Below are 16,379 nucleotides of genomic sequence, written 5' to 3' on the forward strand. Positions count from 1 at the left end.
CGCCATGCCACCGGCCAAGAAGCGCCCCCGTACCTACGATCCCGCCAGGACCCGCGCGGCCGTGCTGACCCAGTTCGGCCATGTACGGCAGGCCGTCCGCACCCTCGGACCCGACCGGCTCGGCCTTCCCACCCGCCTCGGCGACTGGACGGTGCGCGACCTGATCGCGCACACCGGCATGGCGCTCACGGCGGTCGACCTGCTCCTGCGCGAGCCGGAGCCCGCACGGCAGACCGCCCGCCTGACCGACTGGCCCCTCGCGATCGGCGCCGAGGCCCCGGACATCGCCGGCACCGCCCGCCGGCCGGCCGCCGAGCACCCCGACCCGGACGCCCGGCTCGCCGCAGCCGAGGAGCGCTTCGTCGCCGACCTCGACACCCACCCCGGCACCCGGCTGCTGCCCACCGGCGCGGGCGCCCTCCCGTTGGCCGACTACGTCGTCACCCGCACCGTCGAACTCGTCGTCCACACCGACGACCTCAACGCCGCCGTTCCGGGCCTCGACATCCCCTACGACCGCCAGGCGACGGCCGCGGCCACCCGGCTGCTCGCCGACGCGCTGGCCGTGCGGGCACCCGGCGGTTCCACCGAGGTGCGCATCCCGCCGTACGCCGTGGTGCAGTGCGTCGAGGGCCCCCGGCACACCCGCGGCACTCCGCCCAACGTCGTGGAGACCGACCCGCTGACCTGGATCCGGCTCGCCACCGGCCGGCTGTCCTGGGCCGAGGCCCTCCGGGAGGCCGTGGTCAGCGCCGGCGGGGAGCGGGCGGATCTGGCCGAGTTCCTGCCCCTGATGCGCTGAGCCGCGCACGGTCCGACGTCCGCAGGGAACCAATCACCCCACTCGTCCCGTCGAATCGGCATGTACAGGCAGACGCAGCGCATCACGCTCACGGCGGCCCTCGTTCTCGCCCCGCTCGCCGCGGCCTGCGGCACCGAGCAGGCGGGCAGTACGTCGGCCGACGCGCAGAAACCCCTCACCGGCGTGCACTGGACCGTCGACAGCGTCACCGTCGACGGCAAGAAGCACGACGCACCCACCGACGCGCACGTCACCATCGACGACAGCGGCCGGGCCCAGGGCAACTACGGCTGCAACCACTTCAGCGCCAAGGCCGCCTTCGACGGCGACCGCGTCCGGATCGGCGACGCCACGGTGACCGAGATGGCCTGCGAGGACGCCCCGATGACCTTCGAGGAGACCCTGGCCCGCACGCTCGCCGACGGCTCGCTCAGGACACAGGTCACCGACGGCCGCCTCACCCTCACCACCGACACCGGCGACACCGTCCGCCTCTCCGAGGAGAAGGCCGCCCCACTCAAGGGCACGAAGTGGACCGTGACGTCCCTCGGCCAGGGGGAGGTCGCGCAGTCCCTGCCGAAGGAGGCCGAGGGCAGGGCGTACCTCACCTTCGACGAGAAGGCCGGCCGGGTCGACGGCCGGCTCGCGTGCAACAAGTTCAACGCCGACGCCACCGTGCGCGACGGCCGCATCACCCTGGGCACCGCGGCCACCACGCGCATGATGTGCGACGCCTCACTCATGGACACCGAGATGCGCATGCTGCGCCTCTTCGACAGCACGGTGAGCTACCGCCTGGATCACCGCACACTCACTCTGACCAGCGAAAACGGCGAAAGTGTGACGGCGACGGCCGAACAGTGATCGATTACTGTCCGGTATCCCCAATTCGGACCAGTGGTCGATCTCGCCTACACTCGGAGCCGTGCCACGTGGTGACGGTCGACTCAATCACGATCTGCTTCCCGGCGAAAAAGGCCCCCAGGACGCCTGCGGCGTCTTCGGTGTCTGGGCTCCGGGCGAAGAGGTCGCAAAGCTCACGTACTTCGGGCTCTACGCCCTCCAACATCGGGGCCAGGAATCCGCGGGAATCGCGGTCAGCAACGGCTCCCAGATCCTCGTCTTCAAGGACATGGGCCTCGTGTCCCAGGTCTTCGACGAGACCTCGCTCGGTTCTCTCCAAGGTCATATCGCGGTCGGACACGCCCGCTACTCGACCACCGGTGCCTCGGTGTGGGAGAACGCCCAGCCGACGTTCCGTGCCACCGCGCACGGCTCCATCGCGCTCGGCCACAACGGCAACCTGGTCAACACCGCCCGGCTCGCCGAGATGGTCGCCGACCTGCCCAAGCAGGACGGCCGCACCACCCGGGTCGCGGCGACCAACGACACCGACCTCCTGACGGCGCTGCTCGCCGCCCAGGTCGACGCCGACGGCAAGCCGCTGACCGTGGAAGAAGCGGCCCCCGTGGTCCTTCCCCAGGTCAGGGGCGCGTTCAGCCTCGTGTTCATGAACGAGCACACGCTCTACGCCGCCCGTGACCCGCAGGGCATCCGCCCGCTGGTCCTCGGCCGCCTGGAGCGCGGCTGGGTGGTCGCCTCCGAGAGCGCCGCCCTCGACATCGTGGGCGCCAGCTTCGTCCGCGAGGTGGAGCCGGGCGAGTTCCTCGCGATCGACGAGAACGGCCTGCGCACCTCCCGATTCGCGGATGCGAAGCCCAAGGGCTGTGTCTTCGAGTATGTGTACCTGGCCCGCCCGGACACCGACATCGCCGGCCGGAACGTGTACCTCTCGCGCGTCGAGATGGGCCGCCGCCTGGCCAAGGAAGCGCCCGTCGACGCCGATCTGGTGATAGCCACCCCGGAATCCGGCACCCCCGCCGCGATCGGCTACGCCGAGGCCTCCGGCATTCCCTTCGGCGCCGGTCTCGTCAAGAACGCGTACGTCGGCCGGACCTTCATCCAGCCCTCGCAGACGATCCGCCAGCTCGGCATCCGTCTGAAGCTGAACCCGCTGAAGGAAGTCATCAAGGGCAAGCGCCTGGTCGTCGTCGACGACTCGATCGTGCGCGGCAACACCCAGCGCGCCCTGGTGCGCATGCTCCGCGAGGCGGGCGCGGCCGAGGTCCACATCCGGATCTCCTCGCCGCCCGTGAAGTGGCCGTGCTTCTTCGGCATCGACTTCGCCACCCGCGCCGAGCTGATCGCCAACGGCATGACCATCGAGGAGATCGGCACCTCCCTCGGCGCCGACTCCCTGTCGTACATCTCCCTCGACGGCATGATCGAGGCGACCGCCATCGCCAAGCCCAACCTGTGCCGCGCCTGCTTCGACGGCGAGTACCCGATGGAACTCCCCGACCCCGAGCTGCTCGGCAAGCAGCTTCTGGAGACCGAGCTGGCGGCCGGGCCCGCCGCCACGGCCGCCGCCGACGCGATCCGCCGGCCGTAGAGGCGCCCGCACGTCCAGGGGGTCGGGGGCGCTCCCCCCGTAAGACCCCCGAACCAACCCGAAAGATCCCAGGCAATGTCTGAGACAACCACCGGTGCTTCCTACGCGGCCGCAGGCGTCGACATCGAGGCGGGCGACCGCGCGGTCGAGCTGATGAAGGAGTGGGTGAAGAAGACCCGCCGCCCCGAGGTCCTGGGCGGCCTCGGCGGCTTCGCCGGCCTCTTCGACGCCTCCGCCCTCAAGGGCTACGAGCGCCCCCTGCTGGCCTCCGCCACGGACGGCGTCGGCACCAAGGTCGACATCGCGCGCCAGATGGGCGTCTACGACACCATCGGCCACGACCTGGTCGCCATGGTCATGGACGACATCGTGGTGTGCGGCGCCGAGCCGCTGTTCATGACCGACTACATCTGCGTCGGCAAGGTCCACCCCGAGCGGGTGGCCGCCATCGTCAAGGGCATCGCCGAGGGCTGCGTGCTGGCCGGCTGCGCCCTGGTGGGCGGCGAGACGGCCGAACATCCCGGTCTGCTGGGCGAGGACGATTTCGACGTCGCCGGCGCCGGTACGGGCGTCGTGGAGGCCGACCGGCTGCTCGGCGCGGATCGCATCCGTTCGGGTGACGCCGTCGTCGCCATGGCCTCGTCCGGTCTTCACTCGAACGGGTACTCGCTCGTCCGGCACGTCCTGCTGGACCGCGCGGGCATGGCGCTGGACACCCAGGTGGCCGAGTTCGGCCGCACCCTCGGTGAGGAGCTGCTGGAGCCCACGAAGATCTACTCGCTGGACTGCCTGGCCCTGACCCGCACGGCTGAGGTGCACGCTTTCAGCCACGTCACCGGCGGCGGACTCGCGGCCAACCTGGCCCGTGTCATCCCCGACGGGCTGCACGCGGTCGTCGACCGCACCACCTGGACGCCGGCCCCCGTCTTCGACCTCGTCGGCCGGACCGGTGACGTCGAACGGGCGGAGCTGGAGAAGACCCTCAACATGGGCGTCGGCATGATCGCGATCGTGCCGGAGGAGTCCGTGGAGGTGGCCCTGACGACACTGGCCGACCGCGGGGTCGACGCCTGGGTCGCCGGTGAGATCACGGAACGGGGCGAGCACACCACCGGTGCCGCGCTCGTCGGTGACTACGCCGGCTGAGACCGAGCGGACAGCACAGAACCCGGTCGGTGACCGAAGTCACCGACCGGGGCGATGCTCAGTGCAAGGTCAAGCGCCTCGACGGTGTTGCGAGGACTGGTCGTCCTCGTCCTCCTCGTCGTCCTCATAGAGGTCGGCGTACCGTGCGTACAGGTCGTCGTCCTGCTCATCGTCCTCGAAACTGTCGCCGTTCGGCGGCTGATTCGACGTCGATGCGCCCAGCTCCTCGGCCAGGCGTGAGAGATCTGTCCCACCGCTGTTGTACTTCAGCTGGCGGGCGACCTTCGTCTGCTTGGCCTTGGCCCGGCCGCGCCCCATGGCTCGACCCCCTCAACGACGGGGCTCGACGGCCCCAGAGTCTTGACACGCGTTCATGATCCGGAACGGGCTCTCCGTGGAGAGACCGGTCCGTAGGGCTTCCACGGTACCTGAGCCCACGCCCATACGGTACGTCGCCCGCAGGAAGGGCGTGTGCACAGGACCTGCGAGGCGCCCCGTCCTCGCTGGTCAGTGGCGATTTTAACCACTTATTGGCGGACGACCCGCCGGTGGAAGTGAGAGTTGTCTCCAACTGCCCACCGGCAGGTACCGCCCAAACCTGTCAGGCACCCTCGCGGAGCGTCACCGTCCCCGGGCCGCGGCGGCGTCGTGCATCCGCTGCTCCGCGATCCGGTCCGCGGCGGCGGCCGGCGGAATCCCGTCTTCCTTCGCACGTGCGAATATTGCCAGCGTGGTGTCGTAGATCCGCGCCGCCTTCGCCTTGCACCGCTCGAAGTCGAAGCCGTGCAGCTCGTCGGCGACCTGGATGACGCCACCGGCGTTCACCACGTAGTCCGGCGCGTAGAGGATCCCGCGGTCGGCGATGTCCTTCTCCACGCCCGGGTGGGCGAGCTGGTTGTTGGCCGCGCCGCACACCACCTTGGCGGTCAGCACCGGCACCGAGTCGTCGTTGAGCGCGCCGCCGAGCGCGCAGGGGGCGTAGACGTCCAGCCCCTCGACGCGGATCAGCGCGTCGGTGTCGGCGACGGCCCGCACCTCGGGGTGCCGCTCGGTGACCCGCCGTACGGCCTCCTCGCGCACGTCCGTGACGTAGACCTCGGCGCCCTCCGCCAGCAGGTGCTCCACCAGGTGGTGGCCGACCTTGCCGACGCCCGCGATGCCGACCCGGCGGCCACGCAGCGAGGGGTCGCCCCACAGGTGCTGGGCGGAGGCCCGCATGCCCTGGTAGACGCCGAACGCGGTGAGCACGGAGGAATCGCCGGCGCCGCCGTTCTCCGGCGAGCGGCCGGTCGTCCAGCGGCATTCGCGGGCGACGACGTCCATGTCGGCGACGTAGGTGCCGACGTCGCAGGCGGTGACGTACCGGCCGCCGAGCGAGGCCACGAACCGGCCGTAGGCGAGCAGCAGCTCCTCGGACTTGATCCGGTCGGGATCGCCGATGATCACGGCCTTGCCGCCGCCGTGGTCCAGCCCGGCCATGGCGTTCTTGTACGACATCCCACGCGCGAGGTTCAGCGCGTCGGCCACGGCCTCCGCCTCGTTGGCGTACGGGTAGAAGCGGGTTCCGCCGAGGGCGGGGCCCAGCGCTGTGGAGTGGATGGCGATGACGGCCTTGAGGCCGCTGGCACGGTCCTGGCAGAGCACGACTTGCTCATGACCCCCCTGGTCCGAGTGGAACAGGGTGTGCAGGACGCCGTCGGTTACCTCGGTCACTGTGGTGACTCCTGATGTAAGAAGCGGCGGTTGGGACGGGGCTCCACCGGGATCCCCCCACGCTTGTGGCGGTGGGGGAGTGCGGCGGATGCCGTGAGCATGAGATTAGAGCCTTTGAGCCCCACCGGCCGGGCAGTGCTCAGGATCACCTACTGACGGAGTAGTTCCGTGCGACGATTTGCATAGTTTTCCCGTGGGTTTGTCGGCGGGTTCCGCAGGTTTCCGCGGCAGCCGGCGGGGGAGGGAGCAGGCGTGCCCAAGGTGTCCTCGGTGATCGTCCCGTATGCGGCGTATCTACGCGTGTACGAGCCGCTGGCCGCCTTCCCCGAGCCGGAGCGCGGCGAATGGGCGCGCTACGCCCGCCGTACCGGCCACCCGTCCTACCAGGACGAACTCCGCCGCTCCCTGGCCGACTTGCTGCCCACCCCGCCGGTGCCGGTGCCGGTGCACGAGAGCGGCGACGCGTTTGTGCTGGAGTCCGACGGGGTGATCCACATCTGCCCCTGGCGCACCCGGCTGCGCGGCTGGCGGGCCCTCGGGGAGCTGACCGCGGACTACCCGCCGCTTCTCCTGGAGGCCGCGCTGCCCGCCGTCGTGCGCCGCCAGGCGGCCCAGGACTACGAGCGCTGGCTGGCGATCAACCCCGACGCCCGGCCCTGGATCCGCACGGCGACCTGGCAGGTGCCGCTGACCTGGTTCGTACTGGTCTCGGACGAGGAGCGGGAGTACGGCAAGGGTGCCGGCGGCACCGAGGACTCGGTGCCGGTGCTGCGGTACCGCACCCCGATGGTGCAGGCCCGGCGCCGGGTCGCCCGGGGCCTGCGCACCCTGAAGAACGCGATGGACGAGGGCCCGCTGATCGACGGCCTGGTGGACGTCGGCCGCTGGCTGGAGGAGTTCCATCCGCGCTCGCTGGTGGAGCTGGACTACGGCGGGCTGGTGCACGCCCTGCCGTCCGGCGATCTCGAGGGCGACCACTCGGCGGCCGACGTGGCCGAGGGCATCGAGGCGCTGCGCAACGGCGACGGGGTCGCCGCGGGCGAGGCCTACGGCCGGCTCGTGCAGCGCTGGCGCTCGGTGCGCGACCTGCGTTCGGCGAACTGACGTACTGTTCTGTGACGCACATTACGGCGCGTCAACCTTGGGCGTGAAGCCCGATCTGGGTGTTTATGTCAAGTGTGTGACGCACGCGACAAACGTGATGGAGCGCACTTACACGGCCCTTGCGTCCCTTGACCCCCCTCGTGCCAAAATAGGACAAGGAGTCCGGGGAGGGCTCCATCCGTCCCGTGTGTTCAACTATGGGCGGATTCTCCGCATTGCACGCTATAGGGGGTCTGGTGACTCCTGATCGTCCTGTGACTGATCGTCACAGTGGCGTGACTGTCCGCTATGGCATGGTCCATCGGCTTCCGTCGCTGATGAACACCTGGGAGGGCAATTCCATCGGTTTGGCCGACGCGGCTGGACAGATGGTGTAGTTGTAGTGCCGAGGACAAGCCGTTCGTCCTATAACCGACTCGACTCGCGTCCGCCATTTCGGGCAACGCGGGTCAAGGTGCAGAATTTAGAGGAAAGAACCGAGAAGGTTCGGTTCTCCCGAGGAGGCCGCTCATGACCGCTCGCACCCCTGATGCCGAGCCGCTGCTGACCCCGGCTGAGGTCGCCACGATGTTCCGCGTCGACCCGAAGACCGTGACGCGGTGGGCGAAGGCCGGCAAGCTCACTTCGATTCGCACGCTCGGCGGGCACCGCCGCTACCGCGAGGCCGAGGTCCGCGCACTGCTCGCGGGTATCCCGCAGCAGCGCAGCGAGGCCTGAACAACTGAATAACCGGACACATCGGACGGTCCCCCAACCTGCCGAGACGTCCGGAACCAAGCTCCAAGCGACGTGGGTCCTGCCCCAACAGGGCCCTCGCCCAAGCCCTTCAGGCAACTGAAACCGGGTGCGTCGTCGATCGCGCCGGACTCCGCCGAGTCCGGCGCGATCTTTTTTGTGCCCCTGTTTCGCCTCTCCGCGAGGGTCCGTGCGCGGGCTTGTCGGAGTCTGGGGAGGGTCGTCGGATCCGCCGTGGAAGCCCCATCCTGGTAGTGCAATTGCACATATTAAATTGACCAGTTGTAGGTGTGGGGTAAGTACCGGGGTTTCAAAAACTCATGCGGTGACACCCGTCACATGACGGCCCACTTGTTGCCTCTGGCATAGGTACGCTAATGGAGGCACGCGTTCCAGTCCCGGGCGGGCCGACGGTTGTCGAGGCCCTCGCGTCGCCGGCGTCACGCGGTGGAGGGGGTCTCGTCCTCGACGCCCTCCTGCGGCGCCTCGGCCGCGAGGGGAGCGGAGTCCATCGCCAGCCGCAGCAGCTGATGGCAGATCGGACAGTGCCGGGTCAGATGGCGGTACGACGTTGCGGCAGAGAGGTGCGCGCGGAGCAACGCTCGCGTCTCGTGCCTGGCCGATGCCGCCATGTGCCACCTCCGGGAGGCCGTGCCGGAACGCTGCCCTGCTCTCTGAGTACCGAGTGAATGTGACGCCGTCAAGGCACACGAAGAAGCCCGGGTTCCGAAGAACCCGGGCTTCTTACTGATGCGGTCCTGACGGGATTTGAACCCGCGGCCTCCACCTTGACAGGGTGGCGAGCACTCCAAACTGCTCCACAGGACCAGGTTTCGCCGCGCTTTGTTGCGTTGCGCTGCGAGAAGAGACTGTACAGGAGTGCGGGGGCCTGGTCGAACTCACTCAGGGTGCGGGGCCGATCACGGCACCGCGGCGTCGATCGCCTTCACGATGCGCTTGTCGGAGACCGGGTGCGCCGTGCCCAGGGCGTGGGCGAAATAGCTGACCCGGAGCTCCTCGATCATCCAGCGGATGTCCAGCACCGAGGACGGGACCGGACGGCCCTGCGGCATCTGCTCCAGCAGCCAGGCGTACTCGTCCTGCATCTCCCGGACCTTCTCCATACGCGTGGTGTCCCGCTGGACGTTCGTCGGCATCTGCTGGAGCCGGCGGTCGGCCGCGATCAGATAGCGCATCAGGTCGGGCAGCCGCCGCAGCCCCGTCTCCGTGACGAAACCGGGCTTCACGAGGGCGTCCAGCTGCCCGCGCACGTCCTGGAGGTTCGGCAGGAGCGCAGGGCTCCGTACGGCCTTCAGACGGCGTTCACAGGCCTGCCAGGCGGCGAGGACCTGCTGCACCTGCCCGACGGTGCGGACCGTCGTGTCGACGATCTCCGCCCGCACCTTGTCGTACAGCTTCCGGTGCGACTCCTCGTCCCACGCCGGGCCCCCGAAGTCCGCGATCAGCCGGTCGGCCGCGGCCGTCGCGCAGTCATCGAACAGGGCCTGGATCGAACCGTGCGGGTTGGCGGACAGGGCGAGCTTCTGGGCGTTGGTCAGCTTCTCGGACGCGAACTTCGCGGGATTGACCGGGATGTTGCGCAGGATCAGCCGGCGCGAGCCGCGCCACATCGCCTCGGCCTGCTCCGCCTCCGTGTCGAACAGGCGCACGGACACCGTGTCGCCGTCGTCGACCAGCGCCGGGTACGCCTTGACCGGCTGCCCGGCCCGGCGGGTCTCGAAGACCCGGCTGAGGGCGCCGATCGTCCAGTCGGTCAGACCCTTGCGCTCGACGGACTCACCGCCCTGGCGCTCCGCGCTCGCCGCGGCGGCCTGGGACAGGGCCTGACGGGCCTTCGGGCGCAGCTGGAGCTTGAGCGCCTCCAGGTCCTTGTCCTCGGCCAGCTTGCGGCGCCGCTCGTCGACGATCCGGAACGTGATGCGCAGATGGTCGGGGACCTTCGCCCAGTCGAAGTCGTCGGCGGTGAAGGGGACACCGACCATCCGCTTCAGCTCGCGCGCCATCGTCGTCGTCAGCGGTTCCTGCATCGGGACCGCCGTGTCCAGGAACCGCTTCGCGAAGTTCGGCGCCGGTACGTAGTTGCGGCGGATCGGCTTGGGCAGCGAGCGGATGAGTTCGGTGACCACTTCTTCCCGCAAGCCCGGGATCTGCCAGTCGAAGCCCTCGTCGGTGACCTGGTTGAGCACCTGGAGCGGGACGTGCACGGTCACGCCGTCGGCGTCCGCGCCCGGCTCGAACTGGTACGTCACCCGGAACTTCAGCGGGCCCTGCCGCCAGGAGTCCGGGTAGTCGGCCTTGGTGACCGCCTCCGCCGACTCCCGGATGAGCATCTCGCGCTCGAAGTCCAAGTGGTCCGGCTGCTCCTGCCGCTTGCGCTTCCACCACGAGTCGAAGTGGGCGCCCGAGACCACGTGGTCGGGGATCCGCCGGTCGTAGAAGTCGAAGAGGGTCTCGTCGTCGACCAGGATGTCCCGGCGGCGGGCGCGGTGCTCCAACTCCTCGACCTCGGTGAGGAGTCTGCGGTTGTCGGCGAAGAACTTGTGGTGCGTGCGCCAGTCGCCCTCGACCAGGGCGTTGCGGATGAAGAGTTCGCGGGAGAGCTCGGGGTCGATCCGGCCGTAGTCGACGCTGCGCTGGGCGACGATCGGGACGCCGTACAGCGTGACCTTCTCGTAGGCCGTCACCGCGGCCCGGTCCTTCTCCCAGTGCGGCTCGCTGTAGGTCCGCTTGACCAGGTGCTCGGCGAGGGGCTCCACCCATTCGGGCTCGATCCGGGCGTTGACCCGGGCCCAGAGGCGGGAGGTCTCCACCAGCTCGGCGGACATCACGAAGCGCGGGGGCTTCTTGAACAGGGCCGAGCCCGGGAAGATCGCGAACTTGGCGTTCCGGGCGCCGAGGTACTCGTTGCGTCCGCCGTCCCTGCGGGCGCCGGGGCCGGCGTCCTTGGACTCCTTCACGTCCTTCATGCCGATGTGGGAGAGGAGGCCGGCGAGCAGGGAGACATGGATGCGGTCGGCGGGGGCGTCCTGCTCGTCGACGTGGATGCCCATCTGCTTGGCGACCGTGCGCAGCTGGCTGTAGATGTCCTGCCACTCCCGGATGCGCAGGAAGTTGAGGTACTCCTGCTTGCACATCCGGCGGAAGGAGGACGAGCCGCGTTCCTTCTGCTGCTCGCGGATGTACCGCCACAGATTCAGGTGGGCGAGGAAGTCGCTGGTCTCGTCCTTGAAGCGGGCGTGCTGCTGGTCCGCCTGGGTCTGCTTGTCGGCGGGGCGCTCGCGCGGGTCCTGGATGGACAGCGCGGCCGCTATGACCATCACCTCGCGGACGCAGCCGTTCTTGTCGGCCTCCAGGACCATACGGGCCAGCCGCGGGTCGACGGGGAGCTGGGCGAGCTTGCGGCCGGTGTCGGTGAGGCGTTTGCGCGGGTCCTTCTGGGCGGGGTCCAGCGCGCCCAGCTCCTGGAGCAGGTGGACGCCGTCGCGGATGTTGCGGTGGTCCGGCGGGTCGATGAAGGGGAACTTCTCGATGTCGCCGAGGCCGGCCGCGGTCATCTGGAGGATGACGCTCGCCAGGTTCGTCCGGAGGATCTCCGCGTCCGTGAACTCCGGGCGGGCGAGGAAGTCGTCCTCGCTGTACAGCCGGATGCAGATGCCGTCGGACGTACGGCCGCAGCGGCCCTTGCGCTGGTTGGCGCTCGCCTGCGAGACCGCCTCGATCGGCAGCCGCTGCACCTTGGTGCGGTGGCTGTAGCGGGAGATGCGGGCGAAGCCGGGGTCGATGACGTATCTGATGCCCGGGACGGTCAGGGAGGTCTCGGCGACGTTGGTCGCGAGGACGATCCGGCGGCCGGTGTGCGGCTGGAAGACGCGGTGCTGCTCGGCGTGGGACAGCCGGGCGTACAGCGGGAGGACCTCGGTGAAGCGGAAGTTCTTCTTGTTGAGCGCGTCCGCGGTGTCCCGGATCTCGCGCTCGCCGGAGAGGAAGACCAGGACGTCGCCCTGGCCCTCCCGCTGGAGCTCCTCGACGGCGTCGATGATCGCGGTGATCTGGTCGCGGTCGGCGTCGTCGCCGTCCTCCTCCAGGAGCGGCCGGTAGCGCACCTCCACCGGATACGTGCGGCCGCTGACCTCGATGATCGGCGCGTCGCCGAAGTGCCGGGAGAAACGCTCGGGGTCGATCGTCGCCGAGGTGATGACGACCTTGAGGTCCGGCCGCTTGGGCAGCAGCTGGGCGAGGTAGCCGAGCAGGAAGTCGATGTTCAGGGACCGCTCGTGGGCCTCGTCGATGATGATCGTGTCGTAGGCCCGCAGCTCGCGGTCGGTCTGGACCTCGGCGAGCAGGATGCCGTCCGTCATGAGCTTGACGAAGGTGGCGTCCGGGTTGACCTGGTCGGTGAAGCGGACCTTCCAACCGACGGCCTCGCCGAGCGGTGTGTCCAGCTCCTCGGCCACCCGCTCGGCGACCGTGCGGGCAGCGATCCGGCGGGGCTGGGTGTGCCCGATCATGCCGCGGACACCGCGGCCGAGCTCCATGCAGATCTTGGGGATCTGCGTGGTCTTCCCGGAGCCGGTCTCACCGGCCACGATCACGACCTGGTGGTCGCGGATGGCGGCGGCGATCTCGTCCTTCTTCTGGCTGACGGGCAGCTGCGGCGGATAGGTGACGGCGGGCGCGTGGGCACGCCGCAGCGCGATCCGCTCCTCGGCCCTGGCGACCTCCGCCTCGATCTCGGCGAGGACGGCGGCACGGGCTTCCGGCTTGCGGATCCGGCGGGCACCTTCGAGCCGCCGGCCGAGCCGGTGCGCATCGCGCAGCGACAACTCGGTCAGGCGGGGGGCGAGGTCACCGAGGGCGGGGGCAGGGTGATTGGACATACGCCCTCCAGGATCGCACTTCGGAGAAACGGGAAGCGAACGCTTTTGCACCGGCCCGGTCGCGCGCCGTGACGTACGGCACACCGTGCCCGCGCCGGGCACACGGCGCCGGACCGCCGTCGCTCCCCGTGCACGACAAAACCCCCTCCGGTGACCCGGAGGGGGTTCGGTGCTGGTGGCTGGGGCCGGGGTCGAACCGGCGACCTTCCGCTTTTCAGGCGGACGCTCGTACCAACTGAGCTACCCAGCCACGGGGTTTCCGAGGAAACTCCAGCGGTCCTGACGGGATTTGAACCCGCGGCCTCCACCTTGACAGGGTGGCGAGCACTCCAAACTGCTCCACAGGACCAGGCTTGTGTGCGAACCGGCGAAGCCAGTGTCGCACACCGTACTGCGTGCCCCCAACGGGATTCGAACCCGTGCTACCGCCTTGAAAGGGCGGCGTCCTAGGCCGCTAGACGATGAGGGCTATCGGCCCGCCTGGGCGCTTTTCAGCGCCTCGGGGACGTGAGAAGCATATGGGATGGCGGGAGGTATCGCCAAAACGATTACGGGGACGCCGTGGGAGACGTGGCGGGGGGCCGCGTGGGTGACGGGGTCGGCGACCGCGTGGCCCCCGGTTCGTTCTCCGCCACCAGGTGGCGGCTGACCTCCGCCGTGGTCAGTCCCAGGCCGCCGAGCCTGATCGAGTCCCAGGCCTGGAGGCGCCGGGTGTCCCGGTCGAAGTAGAGGATCGATGCCTCGATCGGGTCCGGGTCCCGGCCCTCCACGGCGCGCAGTCCGCTGCCGCCGGTCGAGCCCTCGATGCGCAGCCGGGTGCCGTACCGCAGGACCTCCATCTCCTGGTGGTGCAGGTGGCCGGCCAGTACGAGCGGCACCTCGCCGTCGGTCTGCCGGGCCGCCGACGGCTCGTGGGCGACGGCGACGTCCACGGGCGTGCCGGCGGACCGCTGGTCGCGCAGGGCCGAGGCCAGCCGGGCGCCGGCCAGCTCCTGGGAGGCCTCGGCACCGGTCCGGGCGCTGCGGTCGGGGGTGAACTGGGGGTCGCCGATGCCCGCGAAGCGCAGGCCGGCGATCGTCCTGGCCCGGCCGTCGTCGAGGACGTGCACGTTCTTCAGGTCCTCCAGGTAGCGCTGGGTGGTGAGGGAATCGTGGTTGCCGCGGACCCAGACGTACGGGGCGCCGAGGTCCTCGACGGGGTCCAGGAAGCCGTTCTCGGCCGCCGTGCCGTGGTCCATCGTGTCGCCGGAGTCGACGATCACGTTCACCTCGTACTGCTCGACCAGCGAGGCGATGATCTTCCAGCTCGCCGGGTTGAGGTGGATGTCGGAGACGTGCAGGACGCGGATGGTCGTCGGGTCCGGACGGTAGGCGGGGAGCGTGGAGGTGGCGTCGTAGAGCTTGGTCACGTTGGTGACCAGGCGGGCCAACTCCTTCTGGTAGACGTCGAATTCGGTGACGATGCTGCGGGCGTCGCCGACCAGGGAGGGCGCCGAGGAGAGCAGGCCGGAGAACCTCGGCTCCAGGACCGACTTGGGGTTCCAGGTGACGTACGCGGTCGCCCCGGAGGCCGCCAGCAGGGCGAGGGCGAGGCTGCCGGCGGCCAGGGCCCGGCGGGGGCGGCGGTAGACGGCGAGGCCGAGGGCGGTGGCCCCGGAGACCACGGCCACCCCGGAGCGGACGGCGAGGTCGAGGGTGCCGTGCCCGACGTCCCGGGCGACCTCGTCCTGGAGCCCGGACAGCCGTTCCGGGTGGTCGACCAGGGCGCGGGAGCGCTCCGGGTCGAGTTGGTCGACGTTCACGTCCAGGCGGACGGGGGCGATGTGGCTGTCCAGGTGGAGGGCGCCCAGCGGGGAGACGTTGATCTTCGTGCCGCCGGTGAGGGACGGCCGCAGGGTCATCGTCGTGTCCATCGGGCCGACCGGGGCGCGCACATTGCCGACGATCAGCAGCCCGAGCCACGCGCCCACCAGCACGACCGCCGTCAGCCCCAGGGCGCGGGCCCAGGGGCGGGGCCGGGGGTCAAGCTCGACGCCGGAATGCGGACGGGGGCGGCGGGTCCTTCGGATACGCGTGAACGTGTTCAGGACTGCGGCTGGGACGCGGGCCATTGATCCCGTATGCCCATGCCCGACGGCGGATATGCCCGCTGTCGGCCGGTCGGCCGGTCGGCCGGTCCAGCGGGGTGCGGCGTCCTCCCCCGCCGGAAGACGGGGGAGGTGAAGGAAGGCGGGGGAGGCGCGTGGAGGCGGGGATCAGCCCCAGCCCAGTTCGTGGAGGCGTTCGTCCTCGATGCCGAAGTGGTGCGCGACCTCGTGGACGACGGTCACGGCCACCTCGTGCACCACGTCCTCACGTGTCTCGCAGTACCGCAGGGTCGGGCCCATGTAGATGCTGATCCGGTCCGGCAGGACCCCGGCGTACCACTCGCCGCGCTCCGTCAGCGGGGTCCCCTCGTAGAGGCCCAGCAGCTCGGGGTCGTCCGCGGGGGGTTCGTCCTCCACGAAGACGGCCACGTTGTCCATGACCCGCGTCAGCTCGGGCGGGATCCGGTCCAGGGCCTCACTCACCAGTTCTTCGAACGCGTCACGAGTCATCTCCAGCACACGGCCATTGTCGGGGACGGGAGCGCGGTGTGGGAGAACTCACCGGCACGACCCGCTCCACGACGCGCCGGCGGCGCCCCCGGTCGGGGTCCGCGGGGCGCGTGTCCTCTTGCGGGCGGCGGGAGTTGGGCAGGTCGACTTCTTCACCCACCCCGGAGGTGGCTGCCCGTGCGCCCCTTGTACGTACCCGTCCGCCTGGCCGCCGCCGTCGTGGCCGTCGTGGCTGCCGCCGGCTGTGTGAGCGTGGGCGACGACGGCGGAAGCGGGGCCGAGCCGTCGCACTCGGCGGGGCAGCGGGGCGGTGAGGCCCCCGACGGCGGGCCGGCGGGGCCCGGTGGCGGCGCCGGGTACGGCGGCGCGGCGGACGGCGCCCGGCACGGGCGCGGCAAGGACGCGAACGGGGACCGCGAGGGCAAGCCGGGCGAGTCCCCGTCCCCGTCCGGGTCGGCGGCCACCTCCGGGCCGAGCGGGCCGGTATCGGCGCCGTCCGGGCCCGGCCGGACCGTCAAGCCCGGGGATCCCGGCCCGCCGCAGCCCGAACCGACGCCCACCCGGTCCACTCCGCCTCCGGAGCCGCCCCCGCCGTCACCGGAGCCCCCGGTCTCCCCGGAGCCGACGGCCGCCGAACCGTCCTCGTCGGCCCACGAGGAGACGGGTCCGCAGCTGGTGGAGCGGGAGCCCGCACCGCAGGCGGGCGCGCCGGTGTAGGCGGACGCGTCGCCGGGGCCGCGGCCTGCGGGTTTGCGGCCGGTTTGCCTTCAGGGGCGGTGGGTGCGTATGGTGGTAGATCGTTTGATCCCATTTGCCCGGCGCCAACGCAGAGCGCGCCGTGTGGCGCGTACTCTCCCTTGCCGTGGCGGACCGCATTGAGGCGGTCGTGTGCGAATCACGGAGTTGACGGGCGCGTGCCGACGAGACTCCGG

The 16,379-nt window shown here is 70.3% G+C and carries 13 protein-coding genes and 4 tRNA genes; 7 read left to right on the forward strand and 10 right to left on the reverse strand.

All coding sequences use genetic code 11. The features are described 5' to 3' along the window. Positions 1–4 precede the first annotated feature (4 nt). The 4 genes from DN051_RS20805 (at position 5) to purM (ending at position 4,400) form a co-directional block, all read left to right on the forward strand. A complete protein-coding gene (locus DN051_RS20805) occupies positions 5–802 on the forward strand; it encodes a maleylpyruvate isomerase family mycothiol-dependent enzyme (RefSeq protein ID WP_112439278.1) in 798 nt (265 codons plus the stop codon). A gap of 60 nt (positions 803–862) precedes the next feature. Beyond that, on the forward strand, positions 863–1,666 hold the full coding sequence (locus DN051_RS20810; protein ID WP_112439279.1) for an META domain-containing protein: 804 nt from the start codon (positions 863–865) through the stop codon (positions 1,664–1,666). Positions 1,667–1,727: 61 nt separating this feature from the next. Continuing rightward, entirely contained in the window at positions 1,728–3,254 is a 1,527-nt protein-coding gene (gene purF, locus DN051_RS20815) for an amidophosphoribosyltransferase (RefSeq protein WP_053763359.1), read from the forward strand. A gap of 75 nt (positions 3,255–3,329) precedes the next feature. After that, a complete protein-coding gene (purM, locus tag DN051_RS20820; protein WP_053763358.1) occupies positions 3,330–4,400 on the forward strand; it encodes a phosphoribosylformylglycinamidine cyclo-ligase in 1,071 nt (356 codons plus the stop codon). Between the two features lie 69 nt (positions 4,401–4,469). Here purM and DN051_RS20825 read toward each other — a convergent pair whose 3' ends face one another. Both DN051_RS20825 and DN051_RS20830 read right to left on the reverse strand, forming a co-directional pair. Next, positions 4,470–4,718, reverse strand: a complete 249-nt coding sequence (locus DN051_RS20825; RefSeq protein ID WP_053763357.1) for a DUF3073 domain-containing protein — start codon at positions 4,716–4,718, stop codon at positions 4,470–4,472. Positions 4,719–5,021: 303 nt separating this feature from the next. Further along, entirely contained in the window at positions 5,022–6,113 is a 1,092-nt protein-coding gene (locus DN051_RS20830) for a Leu/Phe/Val dehydrogenase (protein ID WP_053763356.1), read from the reverse strand. Between the two features lie 252 nt (positions 6,114–6,365). Here DN051_RS20830 and DN051_RS20835 point away from each other — a divergent pair, with 252 nt between their 5' ends. Both DN051_RS20835 and bldC read left to right on the forward strand, forming a co-directional pair. Next, complete coding sequence (locus DN051_RS20835) at positions 6,366–7,217, forward strand: DUF8083 family protein (protein ID WP_053763355.1); 852 nt, start codon at positions 6,366–6,368, stop codon at positions 7,215–7,217. 510 nt (positions 7,218–7,727) lie between these two features. After that, on the forward strand, positions 7,728–7,934 hold the full coding sequence (gene bldC / locus DN051_RS20840; protein ID WP_003949541.1) for a developmental transcriptional regulator BldC: 207 nt from the start codon (positions 7,728–7,730) through the stop codon (positions 7,932–7,934). A 458-nt stretch (positions 7,935–8,392) separates the two neighbouring features. On the opposite strand, the gene DN051_RS20845 is transcribed toward bldC, so the two are convergent. The 8 genes from DN051_RS20845 to DN051_RS20880 all read right to left on the reverse strand — a co-directional run bounded on the left by DN051_RS20845 (position 8,393) and on the right by DN051_RS20880 (position 15,456). Beyond that, positions 8,393–8,584, reverse strand: coding sequence for a DUF6274 family protein (locus DN051_RS20845; protein WP_053763354.1), 192 nt, complete (start codon positions 8,582–8,584; stop codon positions 8,393–8,395). A gap of 121 nt (positions 8,585–8,705) precedes the next feature. Continuing rightward, positions 8,706–8,780: transfer RNA gene (locus tag DN051_RS20850), tRNA-Asp, on the reverse strand. 92 nt (positions 8,781–8,872) lie between these two features. Then, positions 8,873–12,850: an ATP-dependent RNA helicase HrpA gene (gene hrpA, locus DN051_RS20855; RefSeq protein ID WP_112439280.1), complete on the reverse strand. Its 3,978-nt coding sequence runs from the start codon at positions 12,848–12,850 to the stop codon at positions 8,873–8,875. 173 nt (positions 12,851–13,023) lie between these two features. Further along, a tRNA-Phe gene (locus DN051_RS20860) sits at positions 13,024–13,100 on the reverse strand. A gap of 24 nt (positions 13,101–13,124) precedes the next feature. Next, positions 13,125–13,199: transfer RNA gene (locus DN051_RS20865), tRNA-Asp, on the reverse strand. Positions 13,200–13,246: 47 nt separating this feature from the next. Then, a tRNA-Glu gene (locus DN051_RS20870) sits at positions 13,247–13,319 on the reverse strand. Between the two features lie 79 nt (positions 13,320–13,398). Further along, entirely contained in the window at positions 13,399–14,961 is a 1,563-nt protein-coding gene (locus DN051_RS20875; protein ID WP_112439281.1) for a metallophosphoesterase family protein, read from the reverse strand. A gap of 144 nt (positions 14,962–15,105) precedes the next feature. After that, the gene (locus tag DN051_RS20880) at positions 15,106–15,456 is read right to left on the reverse strand and encodes a metallopeptidase family protein (RefSeq protein ID WP_053763351.1); all 351 of its coding nucleotides are present in this window, start codon (positions 15,454–15,456) and stop codon (positions 15,106–15,108) included. Between the two features lie 168 nt (positions 15,457–15,624). On the opposite strand from DN051_RS20880, the gene DN051_RS20885 reads away from it, so the two are divergent. After that, positions 15,625–16,164: a hypothetical protein gene (locus DN051_RS20885; protein ID WP_112439282.1), complete on the forward strand. Its 540-nt coding sequence runs from the start codon at positions 15,625–15,627 to the stop codon at positions 16,162–16,164. The last annotated feature ends 215 nt before the right edge of the window (positions 16,165–16,379 follow it).

The sequence above is a fragment of the Streptomyces cadmiisoli genome (genome assembly GCF_003261055.1).
Taxonomy (GTDB): domain Bacteria; phylum Actinomycetota; class Actinomycetes; order Streptomycetales; family Streptomycetaceae; genus Streptomyces; species Streptomyces cadmiisoli.